The sequence below is a fragment of the Rhodopseudomonas sp. AAP120 genome (assembly GCF_001295845.1).
GTDB lineage: Bacteria > Pseudomonadota > Alphaproteobacteria > Rhizobiales > Xanthobacteraceae > Rhodopseudomonas.
Genome location: NZ_LJIC01000027.1, coordinates 1 through 16,789, shown reverse-complemented (window position 1 = coordinate 16,789; position 16,789 = coordinate 1). Strand labels below are relative to the sequence as shown.

15 protein-coding genes are annotated in these 16,789 nt (G+C 66.8%); 3 read left to right on the top strand and 12 right to left on the bottom strand.

Translation table 11 applies throughout. From position 1 onward, the window contains the following. Positions 1 to 256: 256 nt before the first annotated feature. From recJ to IP86_RS05785, 7 genes are all read right to left on the bottom strand, one after another. On the bottom strand, positions 257 to 2,098 hold the full coding sequence (gene recJ, locus IP86_RS05815; RefSeq protein WP_054161576.1) for a single-stranded-DNA-specific exonuclease RecJ: 1,842 nt from the start codon (positions 2,096 to 2,098) through the stop codon (positions 257 to 259). Between the two features lie 180 nt (positions 2,099 to 2,278). Continuing rightward, a complete protein-coding gene (locus IP86_RS05810) occupies positions 2,279 to 3,007 on the bottom strand; it encodes a haloacid dehalogenase type II (RefSeq protein WP_054161575.1) in 729 nt (242 codons plus the stop codon). Positions 3,008 to 3,165: 158 nt separating this feature from the next. Further along, the gene (locus tag IP86_RS05805; RefSeq protein WP_054161574.1) at positions 3,166 to 3,609 is read right to left on the bottom strand and encodes a GNAT family N-acetyltransferase; all 444 of its coding nucleotides are present in this window, start codon (positions 3,607 to 3,609) and stop codon (positions 3,166 to 3,168) included. 11 nt (positions 3,610 to 3,620) lie between these two features. Continuing rightward, complete coding sequence (glpX, locus tag IP86_RS05800) at positions 3,621 to 4,625, bottom strand: class II fructose-bisphosphatase (protein WP_054161573.1); 1,005 nt, start codon at positions 4,623 to 4,625, stop codon at positions 3,621 to 3,623. A gap of 63 nt (positions 4,626 to 4,688) precedes the next feature. Beyond that, entirely contained in the window at positions 4,689 to 6,008 is a 1,320-nt protein-coding gene (locus tag IP86_RS05795) for a homoserine dehydrogenase (protein WP_054161572.1), read from the bottom strand. A gap of 72 nt (positions 6,009 to 6,080) precedes the next feature. Beyond that, on the bottom strand, positions 6,081 to 7,301 hold the full coding sequence (locus IP86_RS05790) for an LL-diaminopimelate aminotransferase (RefSeq protein ID WP_054161571.1): 1,221 nt from the start codon (positions 7,299 to 7,301) through the stop codon (positions 6,081 to 6,083). A 190-nt stretch (positions 7,302 to 7,491) separates the two neighbouring features. Further along, positions 7,492 to 7,860, bottom strand: a complete 369-nt coding sequence (locus IP86_RS05785; protein WP_245290543.1) for a hypothetical protein — start codon at positions 7,858 to 7,860, stop codon at positions 7,492 to 7,494. A 274-nt stretch (positions 7,861 to 8,134) separates the two neighbouring features. On the opposite strand from IP86_RS05785, the gene phaC reads away from it, so the two are divergent. Continuing rightward, positions 8,135 to 9,937: a class I poly(R)-hydroxyalkanoic acid synthase gene (gene phaC, locus IP86_RS05780; RefSeq protein ID WP_054161626.1), complete on the top strand. Its 1,803-nt coding sequence runs from the start codon at positions 8,135 to 8,137 to the stop codon at positions 9,935 to 9,937. Positions 9,938 to 10,031: 94 nt separating this feature from the next. Here the strand turns inward: phaC and IP86_RS05775 are convergent, their stop codons facing one another. From IP86_RS05775 to IP86_RS05755, 5 genes are all read right to left on the bottom strand, one after another. Then, positions 10,032 to 10,394, bottom strand: coding sequence for a hypothetical protein (locus IP86_RS05775; protein ID WP_054161570.1), 363 nt, complete (start codon positions 10,392 to 10,394; stop codon positions 10,032 to 10,034). Between the two features lie 138 nt (positions 10,395 to 10,532). Further along, positions 10,533 to 12,350: a B12-binding domain-containing radical SAM protein gene (locus tag IP86_RS05770; RefSeq protein ID WP_054161569.1), complete on the bottom strand. Its 1,818-nt coding sequence runs from the start codon at positions 12,348 to 12,350 to the stop codon at positions 10,533 to 10,535. Between the two features lie 142 nt (positions 12,351 to 12,492). Next, positions 12,493 to 13,095: a class I SAM-dependent methyltransferase gene (locus IP86_RS05765; RefSeq protein ID WP_054161568.1), complete on the bottom strand. Its 603-nt coding sequence runs from the start codon at positions 13,093 to 13,095 to the stop codon at positions 12,493 to 12,495. Positions 13,096 to 13,104: 9 nt separating this feature from the next. Continuing rightward, positions 13,105 to 14,094, bottom strand: a complete 990-nt coding sequence (gene argC / locus IP86_RS05760; protein ID WP_054161567.1) for an N-acetyl-gamma-glutamyl-phosphate reductase — start codon at positions 14,092 to 14,094, stop codon at positions 13,105 to 13,107. Positions 14,095 to 14,104: 10 nt separating this feature from the next. Continuing rightward, a complete protein-coding gene (locus IP86_RS05755; protein WP_054161566.1) occupies positions 14,105 to 14,773 on the bottom strand; it encodes an FMN-binding negative transcriptional regulator in 669 nt (222 codons plus the stop codon). A 441-nt stretch (positions 14,774 to 15,214) separates the two neighbouring features. Here IP86_RS05755 and IP86_RS05750 point away from each other — a divergent pair, with 441 nt between their 5' ends. Further along, positions 15,215 to 15,760 (top strand): DUF2087 domain-containing protein, encoded by a 546-nt coding sequence (locus IP86_RS05750; RefSeq protein ID WP_054161565.1) that lies wholly within the window; start codon positions 15,215 to 15,217, stop codon positions 15,758 to 15,760. Positions 15,761 to 15,790: 30 nt separating this feature from the next. Continuing rightward, complete coding sequence (locus IP86_RS05745) at positions 15,791 to 16,750, top strand: alpha/beta fold hydrolase (protein ID WP_054161564.1); 960 nt, start codon at positions 15,791 to 15,793, stop codon at positions 16,748 to 16,750. Positions 16,751 to 16,789 lie beyond the last annotated feature (39 nt).

Sequence of the window (16,789 nt, the reverse complement as noted above, 5' to 3'; positions counted from 1 at the left end):
AACTGGAACTTCTCAGAATAACTACGCATCGATTACTTTGAATTGCGTAGCGACAACCAACACAACCAAATAATCGGGCCCACACCTGGGAAAACTACGTGGCCTCCCGCATTCGCCAACAGTTTCCAGGCCAGGACTTCGTATTTCTACTAGCTGGGTCGCAGGACACGGCGCGATTCGATTCGCCGAGCGGCACGCACAAATCAGAGCATTCGCGGCGGCAGGCGAGCCGTTCGCGTTTCACCTGATCATCGCGCTACCTGATCATCGCCGGCCCCGGATCCGGCACGGCGACATCGATCACCCGGAGTTGCACCCGCTCGGCGCCCTGCCAGCGATCGACCGACAGGCAGCCTGCGACGTGAAGCTGCTGGCCGCGGTTCTCAGTCAGCGCCTGGCCGAGCTTCTGGCCGACGCTGCGAAACGCGATGCCGTTGACGATCGCGCCATCGCCGGACTTGAAGCGCAACCGCAGATGCGCCTGGCCGACTTCGTCGGCGTAGACCAGCTGATGCGCCGGCAGCGCGATGATCGGCTCGGGGTTGCCGGCGCCGAACGGGCCGGCACGGTTGAGGGTGGCGGCGAATTCCGGCGTGACGCCCCGCGCCGACACGGCGCCGTCGATCGACAGCTCGTTGACGTGACGCGACTTGGCGACATCGGCGGCGAGCGTGGTTTCGAGCCAGCCGCGAAACTCGGCGAGGCGCTCCTTGCGCAGCGTCACGCCCGCCGCCATCGCGTGGCCGCCGCCTTTGATCAGCAGGCCTTCGGTCACCGCCTGCCGCACCGCGCGGCCGAGATCGACGCCGCCGATCGAGCGGCCGGAGCCGGTGCCGATGCCGCCCGGCTCCAGCGCAATCGCGAAGGCGGGCCGGCCGAACTTCTCCTTCAGCCGCGACGCAACCAGGCCGACCACGCCGGGATGCCAGCCCTCGGACGCGGTGACGATCACCGCGCCCTTGTCTTCCAGGCCGAGCGAGGCGATCGCCTCCGCCTCGGCCTGGGCTTCGGCTTGCTGCTCGATCACCCGGCGCTCGGCATTGAGCCGGTCGAGCTCGGCGGCGATCCGCGCCGCTTCCGACACGTCGGCTTCGAGTAGCAGCCGCACGCCGAGATCGGCGCGGCCGATCCGCCCGCCGGCGTTGATTCGCGGCCCGAGCATGAAGCCGAGATGCCAGACCTCGGGCGGCCCGTTGAGTCGCGCCACATCCATCAGCGCGGTGTGACCGACATGGTCGCGCCGGCGCAGCGCGATCAGTCCCTTGGCGACGAAGGCGCGGTTGAGCCCGATCAGCGGCGCGACGTCGGCGACGGTGCCGAGCGCGACGTGGTGCAGCATGTCTAGAAGGTTCGGCTCCGGCCGCTCGACGCTCCAGAAGCCGCGATGCCGCAGCTCGCGATTGACCGCGACCAGCGTCATCATCACCAAGCCGACGGCCGCGAGATAGCCCAGCCCGGACAGATCGTCGGGCCGGTTCGGATTGATCAGCGCCTCCACCTCCGGCAGCTCGTCGGCGGTCTGGTGATGATCGATCACCACCACGCTCATCCCGAGCCGCCGCGCTTCGGCCAAGGGCTCGAGGCTGGTGGTGCCGCAGTCGACCGTGACCAGCAGCGTCGCGCCCTTCTCTGCCAGCATCCGGATCGCATCGACGTTCGGCCCGTAGCCTTCGAAAATGCGGTCGGGAATGTGGATCAGCGGATCGAGACCGCAATGCCGCAGATGCCAGGCCAGCAACGCCGACGAGGTCGCGCCGTCGACGTCGTAATCGCCGAAGATCGCTACCTTTTCGCCGCGCGACGCGGCGTCGGCGATTCGCCTCGCGCCTGCCTCCATCTGCGTCACCGTCGCCGGGTCCGGCATCAGCTTGCGGATGGTGGGATCGAGGAAATCAGGCACCGCGTCGATCTCGACGCCGCGCCCGGCCAGAACCCGCGCCAGCATCTCCGGCAGCTGATAGCGCTGCGCAATCGCCTGCGCTTTCGCGGTGGCGCGCGCATCCAGCCGGTCGCGCCACAGCTTGCCGGTGGCCGAGCGTGTCACACCGAGAAACGCCGACACCGATTCGGGCGGCAACGCGGATGCGGGAAGCGTCATGGTCCCCGCAGATAAGCACGACTGGCGCGAGAGGCAAACCGTGCCCCGGACGCTGCGCAGCGCGCTGCCCTTGCAGCGTGATGCGCTGCAGATCCGGGCCCCGGTGCAAGCTCTCAACCGGGGTCCCGGATCTGCGCAGCAGCGTGAAGAACGCTGCAGCGCGTCCGGGACACGCTGCGTTCAGCAGCCCATCGCGTCGGCGACGCCGTTGAGATCGTTCGCCACGACGGTCCAATCACCGGTCGCCTCGAAGTCGATCTTCTGCAGCGGGCCGTATTCGGTGGGACGTGGGATGAACGCCGTTTTCAGGCCGAGCGCCTGCGCGGCCGCCAGATCGTTGTTGTGGGCCGCGACCATCATCACCTGCTCGGGTTGCAGGTTCAGCAGACGCGCGGCGCCCAGATAGGTCTCGGGATCGGGCTTGTAGTGGCCGAACACGTCGCCGCCGAGAATGAGGTCCCACGGCAGTCCGGCATTCTTCGCCATCCGCGTCAGCAGGCCGACATTGCCGTTCGACAGCGGGCTGATGATGTACTTCGTCTTCAGGCGCGTCAGCCCCGGAACCGAATCCGCCCACGGCTTCAACCGATGCCAGCCGGTCGTGATGTAGGTCAGATCTGCATCGCTGAGATTGGCGAGACCGAACTGCGGCGCGAGCTGCTCGAGCGAGCGGCGGTGCAGATCGTCGAGCTTGATGAAACCGCGGCCCGGGTTCTTCCGCACCTCGTCCATCGACGGCACGTAGGCCTGCCGCCACGCATCGACCAGCCCGGTCCAGTCGCCGCTGAGGCCGCGGCTCTTCGACCAGGCCGTGAAGTCCTCGATCAGGCTGGTGCGCCAGTCGACCACCGTGCCGAACACGTCGAAGATCAGGGCTTGCACGTTCGTCGCGTCGGCTCTTGCGGCCATTGTGTCTCTCCCTTGGTACGCGTCCTCTCCGTCATTGCGAGGGGCGAAGCGACGAAGCAATCCAGCGCCAGGCGCGGAGCTGGATTGCTTCGCGGAGCCTGTCATCGGGCCGGCCGAAGGCCGGACCCGTTGGCTCGCAATGACCGGCGCGGGTGTTTTTAAAACACCTTGCGATACTGCATGAAGCCGGAATCGTCGGCGATGCGATCGTACAAGAGGCGCGCGGTGGTGTTGCCCGGCTGGGTCAGCCAGTGCACACGGCTGCAGCCGTCGGCCTTGGCGCGTTCGTACACCGCTTCGATCAGCTTGCGGCCGAGGCCGAGGCCCCGGGCGCTATCGTCGACGAACAGATCCTGCAGATAGCAATAGTCACCCGCTGCCCAAGACGAGCGGTGATACAGGAACTGCACGATGCCGGTGAGCTTGCCGTCCACGTAGGCGCCGAGCAGGTACATCTGCTCGGCGGGATCGTGAAAACGGGCCCAGGTGACATCATTGGTGCCGGGCGCGAGCGTCGACTTGTAGAACGCGAGATATCCCGCCCAGAGCGGCTCCCAGGCGGCGCGTTCATCGCGGCCGACGGGACGGATCACGACGGCCATGACGGCACTCCTCAATCCAGGTGGAATTTCGCGAACTGGCGGTGATCGGCCTTGATGTAGCGGACGGTGCCGGTCACCGAGCGCATCACCACGGTCTCGGTCTGGATCACGTCCTTGCGGAACTTGACGCCGGACAGCAGCGAACCGTCGGTGACGCCGGTGGCGGCGAACAGACAGTCGCCCTTCACCATGTCCTCGATCTGGTAGACGAAGTTCGGATCCTCGATGCCCATCGACTCCGCGCGGTTGCGCTTGGAATGGGTGTCGAGCAGCAGCCGGCACTGCATCTGGCCGCCGATGCAGCGCAGCGCCGCCGCGGCCAGCACGCCCTCCGGCGCACCGCCGGTGCCCATGTAGATGTCGACGCCGGTGTTCTCCGGATCGGCGCAGTGGATCACGCCGGCGACGTCACCGTCGGTGATCAGCTGCACGCCGGCGCCGGTGGCGCGGATCTTGGCGATCAGCTCGGCATGGCGCGGCCGGTCGAGCACCAGCACGGTGATGCCGTGAGTCGGTACACCCTTGGCCTGCGCCAGACGGTGGATGTTGTCTTCCGGCGGGGCATCGATGTCGATCACGTTCTTGTCGTAGCCCGGGCCGATCGCGATCTTCTGCATGTAGACGTCGGGCGCGTGCAGCAGCGTGCCGCCTTCGGCCATCGCCATGGTGGCGATCGAGCCCGGCATGTTCTTGGCGCACAGCGTGGTGCCTTCGAGCGGGTCGACCGCGATGTCGACCTTCGGGCCGCCGTCGATGCCGGCGCCGACCTTCTCGCCGATGAACAGCATCGGCGCTTCGTCGCGCTCGCCCTCGCCGATCACGATGGTGCCTTCGATCGGCATCTTGTTGAGCTCGCGACGCATCGCGTCGACCGCGGCCTGGTCGGCGCCCTTCTCGTTGCCGTGGCCGCGCAGGCGGGCCGCCGACACCGCCGCTCGCTCCGTCACGCGCACGATCTCGAGCGTCAGAATGCGCTCCAGCAACAATTGCGGCGGAACGGAAATGGTGGTCGACATGTCAGCCCTCTCCTAAAACTCAGTCCGCACCACAGCGGCGCGGCTACACGGTATCCCCGGCGTCTAGTTCTTCTCGATACGGATGACCTGCGGCCGACCGCTGATCACCTTGTCGCGCTGCACGGCCTGCAGGGCGCGGCGCACCGCGTCTTCGCTGGTCGCGTAGGTGATCAGGATCACCGGCACCGGACCAGCCTTAGCCGGCTTGCCGTTGCCGTCCGTGATCCGTTCCGGCTGGCGCTGCACGATCGATTCGATCGAGATGTCCTGCTCGGCCAATCGCGTCGCGATCGTCGCCGCGGTTCCGGCATGGTCCCGGGCCATCAGACGCAGATAGTAGCCGCCCTCGTGGCGCTGCATCGGCGCCTTGCTGATCGCGGCGAGCTTGGCCACCGGCCGGCCGAACGGCTGGGCGCGAATGCCGCGCGCCACATCTGCGATATCGGCGACCACCGCCGAGGCGGTGGCGGCCGCGCCGGCGCCGGCGCCGACCAGCGTGATCGGCGCAATGCCGTCGCCGTCGATCGACACCGCATTGGTGACGCCCATCACCTGCGCGATCGACGAGGTCTTGGGCACCATGGTCGGATGCACGCGCTGCTCGATACCCTTCGGGGTCCGCACCGCGACGCCGAGCAGCTTGACGCGATAGCCGAGGTCGGCGGCCGCCCGCAGGTCTTCCGGCGCAATCGAGCGGATGCCTTCGACATAGACCGAGCTCTCCGACACCTTGGTGCCGAAGGCGAGACTGGCGAGAACCGACAGCTTCTGCGCGGTGTCGTGGCCGTCGATGTCGAAGGTCGGGTCGGCCTCGGCATAGCCGAGCCGCTGCGCATCGGCGAGGCAGTCGTCGAACGACAGCCCCTCCTGCTCCATGCGGGTCAGGATGTAGTTGCAGGTGCCGTTGAGAATGCCATAGACGCGGTGGATGTCGGTGCCGGCGAGCCCCTCGCGCAGCGTCTTGATCACCGGGATCGCGGCGCCGACCGCGGCCTCGTAGTTGAGCGCGACGCCGTGCTTTTCGGCGAGACCGGCGAGCTTGAGGCCGTGCTTGGCGATCAGGGCTTTGTTGGCGGTCACCACCGACTTGCCGGCGGCGAGCGCCGCCTCGATCGCCGGACCGGCCGGATCGCCGGCGCCGCCGATCAGTTCGACGAAGCAATCGACGTTCGGATCGGTGGCGATCGCCAGCGGACTTTTGGCCCAGGTCATGCCGGCAAGGTCGAGCCCGCGCTTCTTGGTCTTCGACCGGGCGGTGACGGCGACCACGCGGATCGGCCGCCCGCAGCGCGCTGCCAGCGTCCGCTGCTGCCGTTCGATGACACGGACCACCTCGGCGCCCACGGTGCCGAGACCCGCAATACCCACTCTGAGCGCGTCCATCGGGCGCCGAACCTGTCGTCTGAAGCTGCTGAAAAACGGAGGCCGGCGAACGCGGCCTCCGGGAACCTGGCCCTATCGCCGGGTGGCGAGAGGAACCACGTTGTGCAACGTTTCGACGCCGCTTTCAAGGAAGCGCCGGACGCCGCGCGCCGCCTGGCGGATGCGCTGCTCGTTTTCCACCATCGCGATGCGGACGTAGCCCTCGCCGTGCTCGCCGAAGGCGACGCCGGGCGACACCACAACGCCGGACTTCTCGACCATCAGGGTGGCGAACTGCATGCTGCCGAGCTCGCGGAACGCCGGCGGCAGCGGCGCCCAGGCGAACATCGAGGCGGACGGCGGCGGGATCTCCCAGCCGGCCCGGCCGAAGCTCTCGACCAGCGCGTCGCGGCGCTTCTTGTAGGTCTCGCGCATCTCCTTGATGCAGTCGTCCGGGCCGTTCAGCGCCGCGGTGGCGGCGACCTGCACCGGCGTGAAGGCACCGTAGTCGAGATACGACTTCACCCGCGCCAGCGCCGCGATGATGCGCTCGTTGCCGACCGCGAAGCCCATGCGCCAGCCGGCCATCGAGAACGTCTTCGACATCGAGGTGAACTCGACGGTGACGTCCATCGCGCCCGGAACCTGCAGCACCGACGGCGGCGGGTTGGCGTCGTCGAAATACACCTCGGCATAAGCGAGGTCGGAGAGGATGTAGATCTCGTGCTTCTTCGCGAACGCCACCAGGTCCTTGTAGAAGTCGAGGCTGGCCACATAGGCGGTCGGGTTCGACGGATAGCAGGCGATCAGCGCAATCGGCTTGGGGATCGAATGAATGATCGCCCGCTCGGCGGCGGCGAAGAAGTCGGGTGTCGGTTCGGACGGCACCGAGCGGATCACGCCGCCGGCCATCAGGAAGCCGAAGGCGTGGATCGGGTAGCTCGGGTTCGGACACAGCACCACGTCGCCGGGCGCGGTGATCGCCTGGGCGACGTTGGCGAAGCCTTCCTTGGAGCCCAGCGTGGCGACCACCTGGGTGTCGGGGTTCAGCTTCACGCCGAACCGGCGCTCGTAATAGGCTGCCTGCGCCTTGCGCAGTCCGGTGATGCCGCGGGAGGCGGAATAGCGGTCGGTGCGCGGCTTGCCGAGCGTCTCCTTCAACTTGTCCAGCACATGCTGCGGCGCCGGCAGGTCAGGGTTGCCCATACCCAGGTCGATGATGTCGGCCCCGGCGTTCCGCGCGGCCGCCTTGGCCCGGTTGACCTGCTCGAACACATAAGGCGGCAAACGGCGGATACGGTAGAATTCTTCCATGGTCCTCGACTCCGGGGTGCGGCAGGATCGTTACCGCGTTCTTGATCGGAGGGGAATCCGATTCAGGCGCAGAAACGCTCCCATTGGCACGATTTTGCGGCGGATCGGATCGAGGACGGTGTTTGTGCTGCGCCGGCCTGCGAACGGTGACCTGCCACCGCCGCCGTTCGTGCACCGGCGACGTTGACGACTATTTGGCGGCCGCCGCCTTGGCGGCCGCGGTGCTAGCGCTCGCATTGGCATTGGCCTGACGCTCGCGGGCCGCGATCAGTTCCTGCTCGATCTTGTTGCGTTCGGCGGGGGCCAGCACGGCCTCGTCGCGGCCGGCCGGCAGGTCGTTGACGGCCGGGAAGCCCTCGGCGTCTTTCGGCTTCTCAGCCCTATCGCTACTGCCAAGCATCGGCATGTCGGACAGCGAGATCGAGCAGCCACCCAGTCCGAGGCCGCCCAGCCCGACGGCGACCAGCAAGGCGGCCGTCGCCAGGACGCCGCGCCCTTGCTGCTGACCGGCCTTTTGCGTCGGAATCGGCCGCATCGCCATCGCCCTCTGTGTGGTCACCCGCAAACCGTCATCCCCGACCTTGCGGCGGCGAACGGCCGCGCGCCCAAGCATGAATCGTCACATAGCCGAACCCGCGGCGCCGTAAAACCTTATTCCAGCTGCAAGCACACCCGCAGCACGCCGAGTCAGTGAGATGCCAATGTGGCCAAATCAAGCGCAAATTGTCGCAGTGCAGCACATCCAGTTCAGCGACATTTACAGAACTATGTCATCATCGGCGGCATAAAGACAAAAACGTGTAAGATCTTGAGCAGGGATGAAGCGTCCGCCGATGAGTGACATGCTACCAGAAACAGCGACCGCGAAGAAGTTCGATCCCGAGGCTTTCGCGCGTAATCTGGCGCAGGCGATGGAAACCGGCGGCCAAGCGCTGGCAGCGATGCTGAAGCCGCGGGAGCCGGCCGACAGCGGACAGCCCCCTGCCGAACTCACCGAGATGGTGAAGACCCTCACCCGCGTCGCCGAGTATTGGACCTCGGACCAGGCGCGCGCCGCCGAACTGCAGGCCAAGCTCGGCAAGTCCTATCTGGATCTGTGGGGCAATGCCTCGCGCAAGCTGTCCGGCGAGAAGGTCGAGCCGACCATCGAGCCACCGCCGCGTGACAAACGGTTCGCTGATCCGTCCTGGCGCAGCAATCATTTCTACGAATTTCTGATGCAGGCCTATCTGCTGACCTCGCAATGGGCCAACGAGCTGGTCGACAAAGCCGACGGGCTCGACCCGCACACCAAGAAGAAGGCCGCGTTCTATATTCAGCAGATCACCAACGCGCTGTCCCCCTCCAACTTCGTGGCGACCAGCCCGGAGCTGACGCGGACCACGCTGGAGCACAACGGCGACAATCTGGTGCGCGGCATGAAGATGCTGGCCGAAGACATCGTCGCCGGCAAAGGCCATCTGAAAATCCGCCAGTCCGATCCGAGCAACCTCGAGGTCGGCGTCAACATCGCCACCACGCCCGGCAAAGTGATCTACCAGAACGAGATCATGCAGCTGATCCAGTACGCGCCGTCGACCGAAACGGTGCTGCGCACGCCGCTGCTGATCGTGCCGCCGTGGATCAACAAGTTCTACATCCTCGACCTCAAGCCAGAAAAATCCTTCATCAAGTTCTGCGTCGACCAGGGCCTGACCGTGTTCGTGATCTCTTGGGTCAACCCGGACAAGAGCCTCGGCGACAAGAGCTTCGCCGACTACATGAAGCTCGGCCCGCTGACCGCCATGGACGTGGTCGAGAAGGTCACCGGCGAGCTCAAGGTGCACACCATCGGCTATTGCGTGGGCGGCACGCTGCTGGCGTCCACCCTCGCCTGGCTGGCCGAACGGCGGCGCCAGCGCGTCACCTCGGCGACGTTCCTGACCACCCAGGTCGACTTCACCCATGCGGGCGATCTCACGGTGTTCGTCGACGAGGAGCAGATCTCGGCGCTGGAGCGCGACATGCAGTCGACCGGCGTGCTCGAAGGCGCCAAAATGGCGATGGCCTTCAACATGCTGCGGCCGAACGACCTGATCTGGTCCTACGTGGTCAACAACTATCTGAAAGGCCAGCCGCCCGCGGCGTTCGATCTGCTGCACTGGAATTCCGACGCGACCCGGATGCCGGCGGCGAACCATTCCTACTATCTGCGCAATTGCTATCTCGACAACAAGCTGTCGGCCGGCACCATGGTGCTCGACAACACCCAGCTCGACCTCACCAAGGTCAAGGTGCCGATCTACAACCTCGCCACCCGCGAGGACCACATCGCCCCAGCGGAATCGGTGCTGTACGGCTCGCAGTTCTTCGGCGGGCCCGTCAAATACGTGCTGTCCGGCTCCGGCCACATCGCCGGCGTGATCAACCCACCGGCGGCGAACAAGTACCAGTTCTGGACCAACGACAACATCCACGCCGGCTCGGTCGCCGAATGGCTGAAGGGCGCGCAGGAGCACAAGGGCTCGTGGTGGCCAGACTGGCGCGCCTGGATCGAACAGTTCGACGCGGAGCGGGTCCCTGCCCGCGCCGTCGGCACCGAAGCCTTCCCGCCGATCGAGGACGCGCCGGGAAGTTACGTGCGCGTGCGGTCGTAGAACGGCCCCTCCCCGTCATTGCGAGCGAAGCGAAGCAATCCAGCCCCCTGCAGCGCGGCTGGATTGCTTCGCTACGCTCGCAATGACACGTCAGCTACGTCCCCGTCACCCAGGCCAGCACCAGCGCGAAGCCGGCCAGCCCGACGGTGACGTGAGTGCCGAGCAACACGTTGGCGGCCACCGGCGAACGCCGCGCCAGCGCGGCGATGAAGCCGGAAAATGCGGAGACGGCGAACAGTCCGGCTGCGACCTTGCCGAACGACAGGCTGCCGGTGGCAGTCGCGCCATCCGGCGTGCCGTGCAGCAGCATCACCAGTGTCTCCAGCCCGCCGAATCCGAGCAGCAGATGCAGCGCCACCAGCCCCTGCTTGCGCTCGCCGCGCAGATACAACAGCCCGAGATACAGCCCGAGCGCCGTCGCCGCGCTCAAAATCACCAGAACCGGCGTCGACGTCATGCCGCCTCCGCAAAATGCTAACCGAGCCGGAATTTAAGCACGGCATCTGCGCGTTGAGAATATCCTCTCCGCGAGTCATTCCGGGGCGCGTGCGCAAGCCCGCGAGCCCGGAATCTCGAGAGGCGCGGAGGGTGCGCCCTACGCCACCGACTTCGCGTGAGTCAGCTTCTCGACCTTGCGGATGTGCTCGACGGCGTCGTGGGCGGCCTGGCTGTGGGTGAACAGCTCCAACTCATCGACCTCATGCTCATCGACCGGGGTGATCGCCGCGTCGACGTAGCCGGCGCGGTCCGGGTCGCTCAGGATCTTACGGCGTAGGCTGTCGATCCACAGCCAGTGCCGCAGGCTCTGGCCGAGCTTGAAGGCGGTGCCGAACACCAGCTTCAGGTAGAACAGCCACGGCGTCTCGGTCGGCAGCGTCGGCCGGCGATCGCGCCGATACTTCAGCCGCAGGATGCCGCCCTGCAGCGGGTGGACGCGCTCGATCTTCACCATCGACGAGAACAGGAAGATCATCGACGCCAGTCTTGAGACCCCTCCGCCGGTGGCGGCCGCGCGGCGCAGCAGACGCTCGATGTGCTCGGCCGAGTAGTACAGATCCCACGCCTTGAAGTATGTGCCCTGCCACTCGTCCCGGCTCATCTTCGGATGCGCGGTGACGGCATGCTCGATATCGAAGCGGTTGAGGTCGGCATCCATCGGCGCGCCCTCCTTGAACAGGCGCTGGTGATCCTCCGAGCCCGGCAGTGGCGTCAGGCAGAAGAACTCCAGGATATCGAGCGGCAGTTCCTTCTGGATGATCGCGATGTCCTCGGCGATGCTCGCCGGCGTGTCGTGCGGAAAGCCGAGAATGTAGCCGGCGTAAGTGATCACCCCGGCCTGCTTCCACGCCAGCAGCATCTGGCGATACTCAGTGATCTTGTTCTGCCGCTTCTTCGCCGACGCCAGATTCTCCGGATTGATACTCTCCAACCCAAGAAACGTCCGCACCACGCCGGCCGCCCGCGCCTTCTCGATGAAGTCGTCGATCTTGTGGCACAGGGTGTCGACCTGGATCACCAGCTTGATGTCCTTCTGCCCGGCCGCGGCGAACTCTTTGCGCAGCGCTGCCAACCGATCGAGGATCAGCTCCCAGTCCTTGTTGCGGGCGAAATTGTCGTCGGTCATGAAGAACCAGTTGACGCCCTGCGCCATGTTGGCGCGCACCAGCCGCTCGATATCGTCCGCGCTACGCCCGCGTGACTTGCGGCCCTGCACGTTGATGATGGTGCAGAACGAACACTGATACGGACAACCGCGCCCGGCGTCGAACGAGGTCTGCAGGCTGAACGTGCCCTTGAGATATTTGCGCGGCAGCAGCGGCGTCGGCGCGCCTTCCAACGCCGGCAGGTCGTGCAGATAGTTGTACATCGGCTGCAGCCGACCGGCCGCCGCATCGCGCAGCAGCTCGTCGCAGCGGCCTTCGAGCTCGCCGGCATACAGCGTCACGCCGAGATCGAGCGCGTCCTGCAGGTCCTTCTGAATGCCCGGCAGCATCGCCACGCAGCCGGAGACGTGGAAGCCGCCGATCGCCACCGGAACGCCAGCCGCCCGCAGCGGCCGCGCGATATCCAGCGCACGTGGAAACTGATTGGACTGGACTCCGACCAGAAACACCAGCCCGAAGAACTGATGCGCGCGAAAACGCTCGATGATCTGCGGAATCCGCGTGCGGGTGTTGATCTCGTCGGCCGCGGTGATGTCGATCTCGACGTCGTCGCCGAGCGCCCGGCGCTGCCGCGAGTCTTCGACTAGGCTGTACACCACCGCCAGCGAGTTCGACGGGATGAAGGCGCGCACCCACTGGATGACGTAGCCGTCATCGTCGTAGTGCGACGGCTTGATCAGCGCGACCTGAAACCGTTTGGTCGCGCGCGGCGCAGGAGCTTGCTCGAGGATCGGCTGCAACACATCCATGGCGTCCCCTAACGTGCAATAATGCACAACGCGACGTCGCATGCCGACATCGTGGGGACAGCTTGGCGCAACACTCAGAGCGTTAGCAAGCTAGACAGGGGGCGTGAGCCGGACTGATCAGTTCTGGTAAGTACCAGAGGTATCAGGCGGCTTTCTGCACGGTCACATGCAGGATCTCAGCCGGCTTGTTGTCGAAGCCGGTATCCTGGTTGGCATCGATCGCCAGCGACGACCACGCGCCGGCTTCGCCGTACCGCTCGCGCAGCCAGGCCTCGGTCGGGTAGTTGTAGTAGCGCGCCAGCTTGTCGCGCCCCTCGCCCTCGCCGCCTTTGTAGCTGGCATAGAACCAGCCGCCCGGCTTCAGCGCCCGCCAGATCCGCGTCAGCACGCCGCCGAGTTCGTCACGCGGCACGTGCAGCAGGCAGGCATTGGCCCAGACGCCATCGTACAGCGCGATGTCATCGAGCTGATGAAACAGCAGCGTCTCGACCTCGCGGCCAAGCCGCTGCGCGGCCTGCGCCGCCATCTGCGGCGACCCATCGGTCGGGCGGACCGCAAAGCCCTGCGCAATCATATGCGCCGAATCCGCGCCGGCGCCGCAGCCGAGTTCGAGGATCGCCGCGCCCGCCGGCAACCGCTCGAGGAACGCGTTGAGGCGGACGTGGCGGTGCTTGCTCCACGCCGCGTAGTCGGCGGCGTTGCCCTGATAGAACGCCAGCGTGTCGGCGTCGAAAGCCGTGGTCATGCGCAGCCCTTACTTGGAGTCGTCGCTGTCCGGCAGGCCCAGCATCAGCCGCAGGTTCTGCACCGCCGCGCCGGACGCGCCCTTGCCGAGGTTGTCCAGCCGCGCCACCAGCACGGCCTGATGCTGCGGTTCGCTGCCGAACACGTAGAGCTCGAGCTTGTTGGTCTCGTTCAGCGCCTCCGGCTCGATCCGGCCGCCGGCATTGGCGGCGCTGTCGAGCGGTGCCACCGACACATAGGCGCTGCCCGCATAGCGCTTCGCCAGCGTTGCGTGCACATCATTGACCGACGGCTTGCCCGGCAGCGTGTCGAGATGCAGCGGCACCGACACCAGCATGCCCTGACGGAAGTTGCCAACCGACGGAATGAAGATCGGCCGCCGCGTCAGGCCCGAGTACTTCTGCGTCTCGGCGAGATGCTTGTGCGCGAGGCCGAGGCCGTAGAGTTCGAACGCCGGTGCGGTGCCGGCCTCATAGGCCGAGATCATCGACTTGCCGCCGCCCGAATAGCCGCTGACGGCGTTGATCGAGATCGGATAGTCCGCCGGGATCAGCCCGGCATCCACCAGCGGCCGCAGCAGCGCGATCGATCCGGTCGGATAGCAGCCCGGATTCGACACCTTGCGTGCGCCGCGGATCTTGTCGGCCTGGTCCGGCGCCAGTTCGGCGAAGCCGTAGACCCAGTCCGGCGCGACGCGGAACGCGGTCGAGGCGTCGAGCACCTTCGGCGCCTCGCTGCCCATGCCGTCGATCACCGCGACGGTTTCCTTGGCGGCATCGTCGGGAAGGCACAAAATGACGAGATCAACCTCGGCCATCAGCGCGCGCTTGGCGGCCGGGTCCTTGCGCTTGTCCTCGGCGATGTCCTTCACGACGACCTGGCCGTCGCGCGCCAGCCGCTCGCGGATTCCGAGCCCGGTGGTGCCGGCGGCGCCGTCGATGAACACGGCCGGCTTGCCGGCGGTGGCGGCGTTGGTGGTCGGGGTATCCGTCAGGGTCATCTTCGGTTCCTTACAGGGCCGGCTCGGCGATCAGCGCCGCGGAGTTGTAATCGAGTTGCGGCCGCAGCGCGATCATTTGCGCGGCGATCGCCTGCGAGGCCGGATCGGGCCGCGCCGCCAGTGCATTTGCGACCGCGATGTGATCGGCGTCGGATTTGTGCTGGTTCAGCTTGAAGCTGCCCTCCACCACATCCACCCGCATCATCACGCCCACGATAGCCTTCTTCATCGCGTTCAGTCGTCCGGCTGTCATCTTCGACGCCCGCCACGACGGCTTCGGCGCCAGGGAGCTTTCGAAGACAGCGCTGACCTCGTCAAGATGCGCGTCGCGTTCCGCCTCCGACATCACCGCCGCCGGACCTGTCAGATGCACGCTCTGATACAGCCAGGTCGGCACCTGATCCGGCGAGGCGTACCAGTCCGCCGACACATAGGCACCCGGCCCGCTCACCGCCATCAGCCACGGCGTGCGGCTGTCGGCCAGCGCCGCGAGCGGATTGCCGCGCGCGACATGGAACGACAGCAGCGGCGTGCCGTCGCTGGAATAGTCGATCGCGAACGGCAGCGGCGACGCCACCGGCTTGCGGCCGTCATGGGCGCAGACGAGACCGAAGCCGCGCGCCGCCGCGAAGGCGAGGCAGGCGGATCGATCGGGCTTGAAGGCGGGCGGCACGTACATGGCTGGCTCCTGGTTGAAGGCGGAGCCGCCGGGATCAGTTCGCGTTTGGAGGGGGAGAGATCAACCTGCCGCGGACCGAGACCGGCGGCAGGGGCAACGCTGTCAGACGCGCGCGTTGGCCCGAGCCGCGGGAATGCGGCGACGGCGGGCTTTGGCGATGGTGGTCGCGTTGATCATGCGGCGAGTTGATACTTGCGGTGCCCGGCGCCGTCAAGCAGCGCGCGACGCAGCGCTGCTCAGCGCGCGTTTACACGCGATGCTTGCAATGTCGGCGTGACCGATGTATTTCCCCGCGCACTGGTCGGCAGTTCACCAAGGCGTCGCTGCCCCGCGAGGGGAGCTAAACCTGCCACGTTTCCTGATCGGCAGACACTTGTCCCGTGCCGCGTCGAAAGTCAGCGACCATCGACTTGTCCGTTCGGCACGATCGAGGATGAGGTCATGACCCGCACTGTTTTCCCCTACGCCGCCCAGGATGTCTCCGCGCTGGCGCGCGCGCTCAATCGCGAACTCGACGCGCAGGGCCACAAGCTCGGCCATGTCGAGATGCTGAACCTGTTGGCGCGCTCGGCAGGCTTCCGCAATTTCCAGCATTTTCGCGCCCAGCATGAAGCCGGCGATCGTCTGGCGCGTGCGCCCGAACCGGCACCGGTGATCGACCATCAGCGCATCGAGCGCGTCGCACGGCACTTCGATGCCGCCGGCAGCCTGCTGCGCTGGCCGTCGAAGGCGAGCCACGCCGAACTCGGGCTGTGGGTGTTGTGGTCGCGGATCCCACGCGGCCGCGAGCTCAGCGAGAAGCAACTCACGGCGCTACTCGCCGGCCATCACAATTTTGGCGACCACGCGCTGCTGCGCCGCGCATTGTGCGACCACGGCCTGATGACGCGCAGGCCCGATGGCCGGATCTATCGCCGCATCGAGCAACGCCCGCCGGCCGAGGCATTGGCCCTGATCCGCCACCTCGCTCCGCGCCTCGCCGCCTGACGCCGCACGCGCTTTTCTGAAGAGGCAATCATGTCTGCTCCCGTCTCCGGCGGGCGCGCGGCTTTGCGCGCATCCCCGCTCACTCCCATCGTTGTTTCCACTCATCGAGGCCCGATCGAACTGATCGACCGCTGCACCGGCCCCGCCGTGCTGGCGCTGCACGGCGGCATGGGCGGATGCGACCAGAGCCTGCTGCTCGCCCGCGCTGCGCTCGGCGACGATCCGCCAACTCGCGTGCTGGCGCTGTCGCGGCCGGGCTATCTCGGCACACCGCAAGCCAGCGGCGCGATGCCGGAGGCGCAAGCCGACCTCTACGCGGCGCTGCTCGATGCGCTGAAGATCGACAAAGCGATGGTCGTCGCGGTCTCCGCCGGCGGCCCATCGGCGCTGCACTTTGCGCTGCGCCACCCGACGCGCTGCGCCGGCATCGTGCTGATCTCCTGCTGCACCGGCACCCTCGACGTGCCCGAGCAGGTTCGCACGCGGCTGCCGATGATGCGACTGATCGCCCGCCTGCCACCACTGGTCGCGCTGCTGCGCTGGGCAGCGCTGCGCAGTCCGGAAAAATCCGCCCGCCGCTCGATCCGCGACCCGGCGCTGCGTACAAAGACGCTGACCGATCCGGTCGCAGGCACGATGCTGCGCGAACTGCAGGCCAGCGTGTTCACCCGAATGGCCGAGCGACTGCCCGGCACGCTCAGCGACACGGCTTACTTCGGTGCGATGGAGCCGATCGACGTCTCGGCCCTGTCGCCGCCGTTGCTGGCCATTCACGGCACCAGCGACACCGTGGTGCCGTTCGCCCACGCCGAGCGCGTCGCTCGCGAGGCTTTGCACGGCGAATTGCTGGCGATCGCCGGCGGGGAACACGTCAGCCTGTTCACCCACCTCGATCAGGTACGAATGCAGGTGAACGAGTTCGTGGCGACGTGCGGCCACACCGGCAGCGCGCTCCCTCGCCCCGCTCTTGCGGGGAGAGGGGTGGGGTGAGGGGCTGCCGCGAGTCGCAGCGCTCGACCGCGTGGAGAC

Coding starts and splice junctions, on each gene's coding strand:
- IP86_RS05795 (WP_054161572.1), bottom strand. CDS start 6,008: ATGGACGCGCTCAGAGTGGGTATTGCGGGTCTCGGCACCGTGGGCGCC.
- IP86_RS05745 (WP_054161564.1), top strand. CDS start 15,791: ATGTCTGCTCCCGTCTCCGGCGGGCGCGCGGCTTTGCGCGCATCCCCG.
- IP86_RS05810 (WP_054161575.1), bottom strand. CDS start 3,007: ATGGCCGCAAGAGCCGACGCGACGAACGTGCAAGCCCTGATCTTCGAC.
- glpX (WP_054161573.1), bottom strand. CDS start 4,625: ATGTCGACCACCATTTCCGTTCCGCCGCAATTGTTGCTGGAGCGCATT.
- IP86_RS05765 (WP_054161568.1), bottom strand. CDS start 13,095: ATGACCACGGCTTTCGACGCCGACACGCTGGCGTTCTATCAGGGCAAC.
- IP86_RS05770 (WP_054161569.1), bottom strand. CDS start 12,350: ATGGATGTGTTGCAGCCGATCCTCGAGCAAGCTCCTGCGCCGCGCGCG.
- recJ (WP_054161576.1), bottom strand. CDS start 2,098: ATGACGCTTCCCGCATCCGCGTTGCCGCCCGAATCGGTGTCGGCGTTT.
- IP86_RS05775 (WP_054161570.1), bottom strand. CDS start 10,394: ATGACGTCGACGCCGGTTCTGGTGATTTTGAGCGCGGCGACGGCGCTC.
- IP86_RS05750 (WP_054161565.1), top strand. CDS start 15,215: ATGACCCGCACTGTTTTCCCCTACGCCGCCCAGGATGTCTCCGCGCTG.
- phaC (WP_054161626.1), top strand. CDS start 8,135: ATGAGTGACATGCTACCAGAAACAGCGACCGCGAAGAAGTTCGATCCC.
- IP86_RS05805 (WP_054161574.1), bottom strand. CDS start 3,609: ATGGCCGTCGTGATCCGTCCCGTCGGCCGCGATGAACGCGCCGCCTGG.
- IP86_RS05790 (WP_054161571.1), bottom strand. CDS start 7,301: ATGGAAGAATTCTACCGTATCCGCCGTTTGCCGCCTTATGTGTTCGAG.
- argC (WP_054161567.1), bottom strand. CDS start 14,094: ATGACCCTGACGGATACCCCGACCACCAACGCCGCCACCGCCGGCAAG.
- IP86_RS05755 (WP_054161566.1), bottom strand. CDS start 14,773: ATGTACGTGCCGCCCGCCTTCAAGCCCGATCGATCCGCCTGCCTCGCC.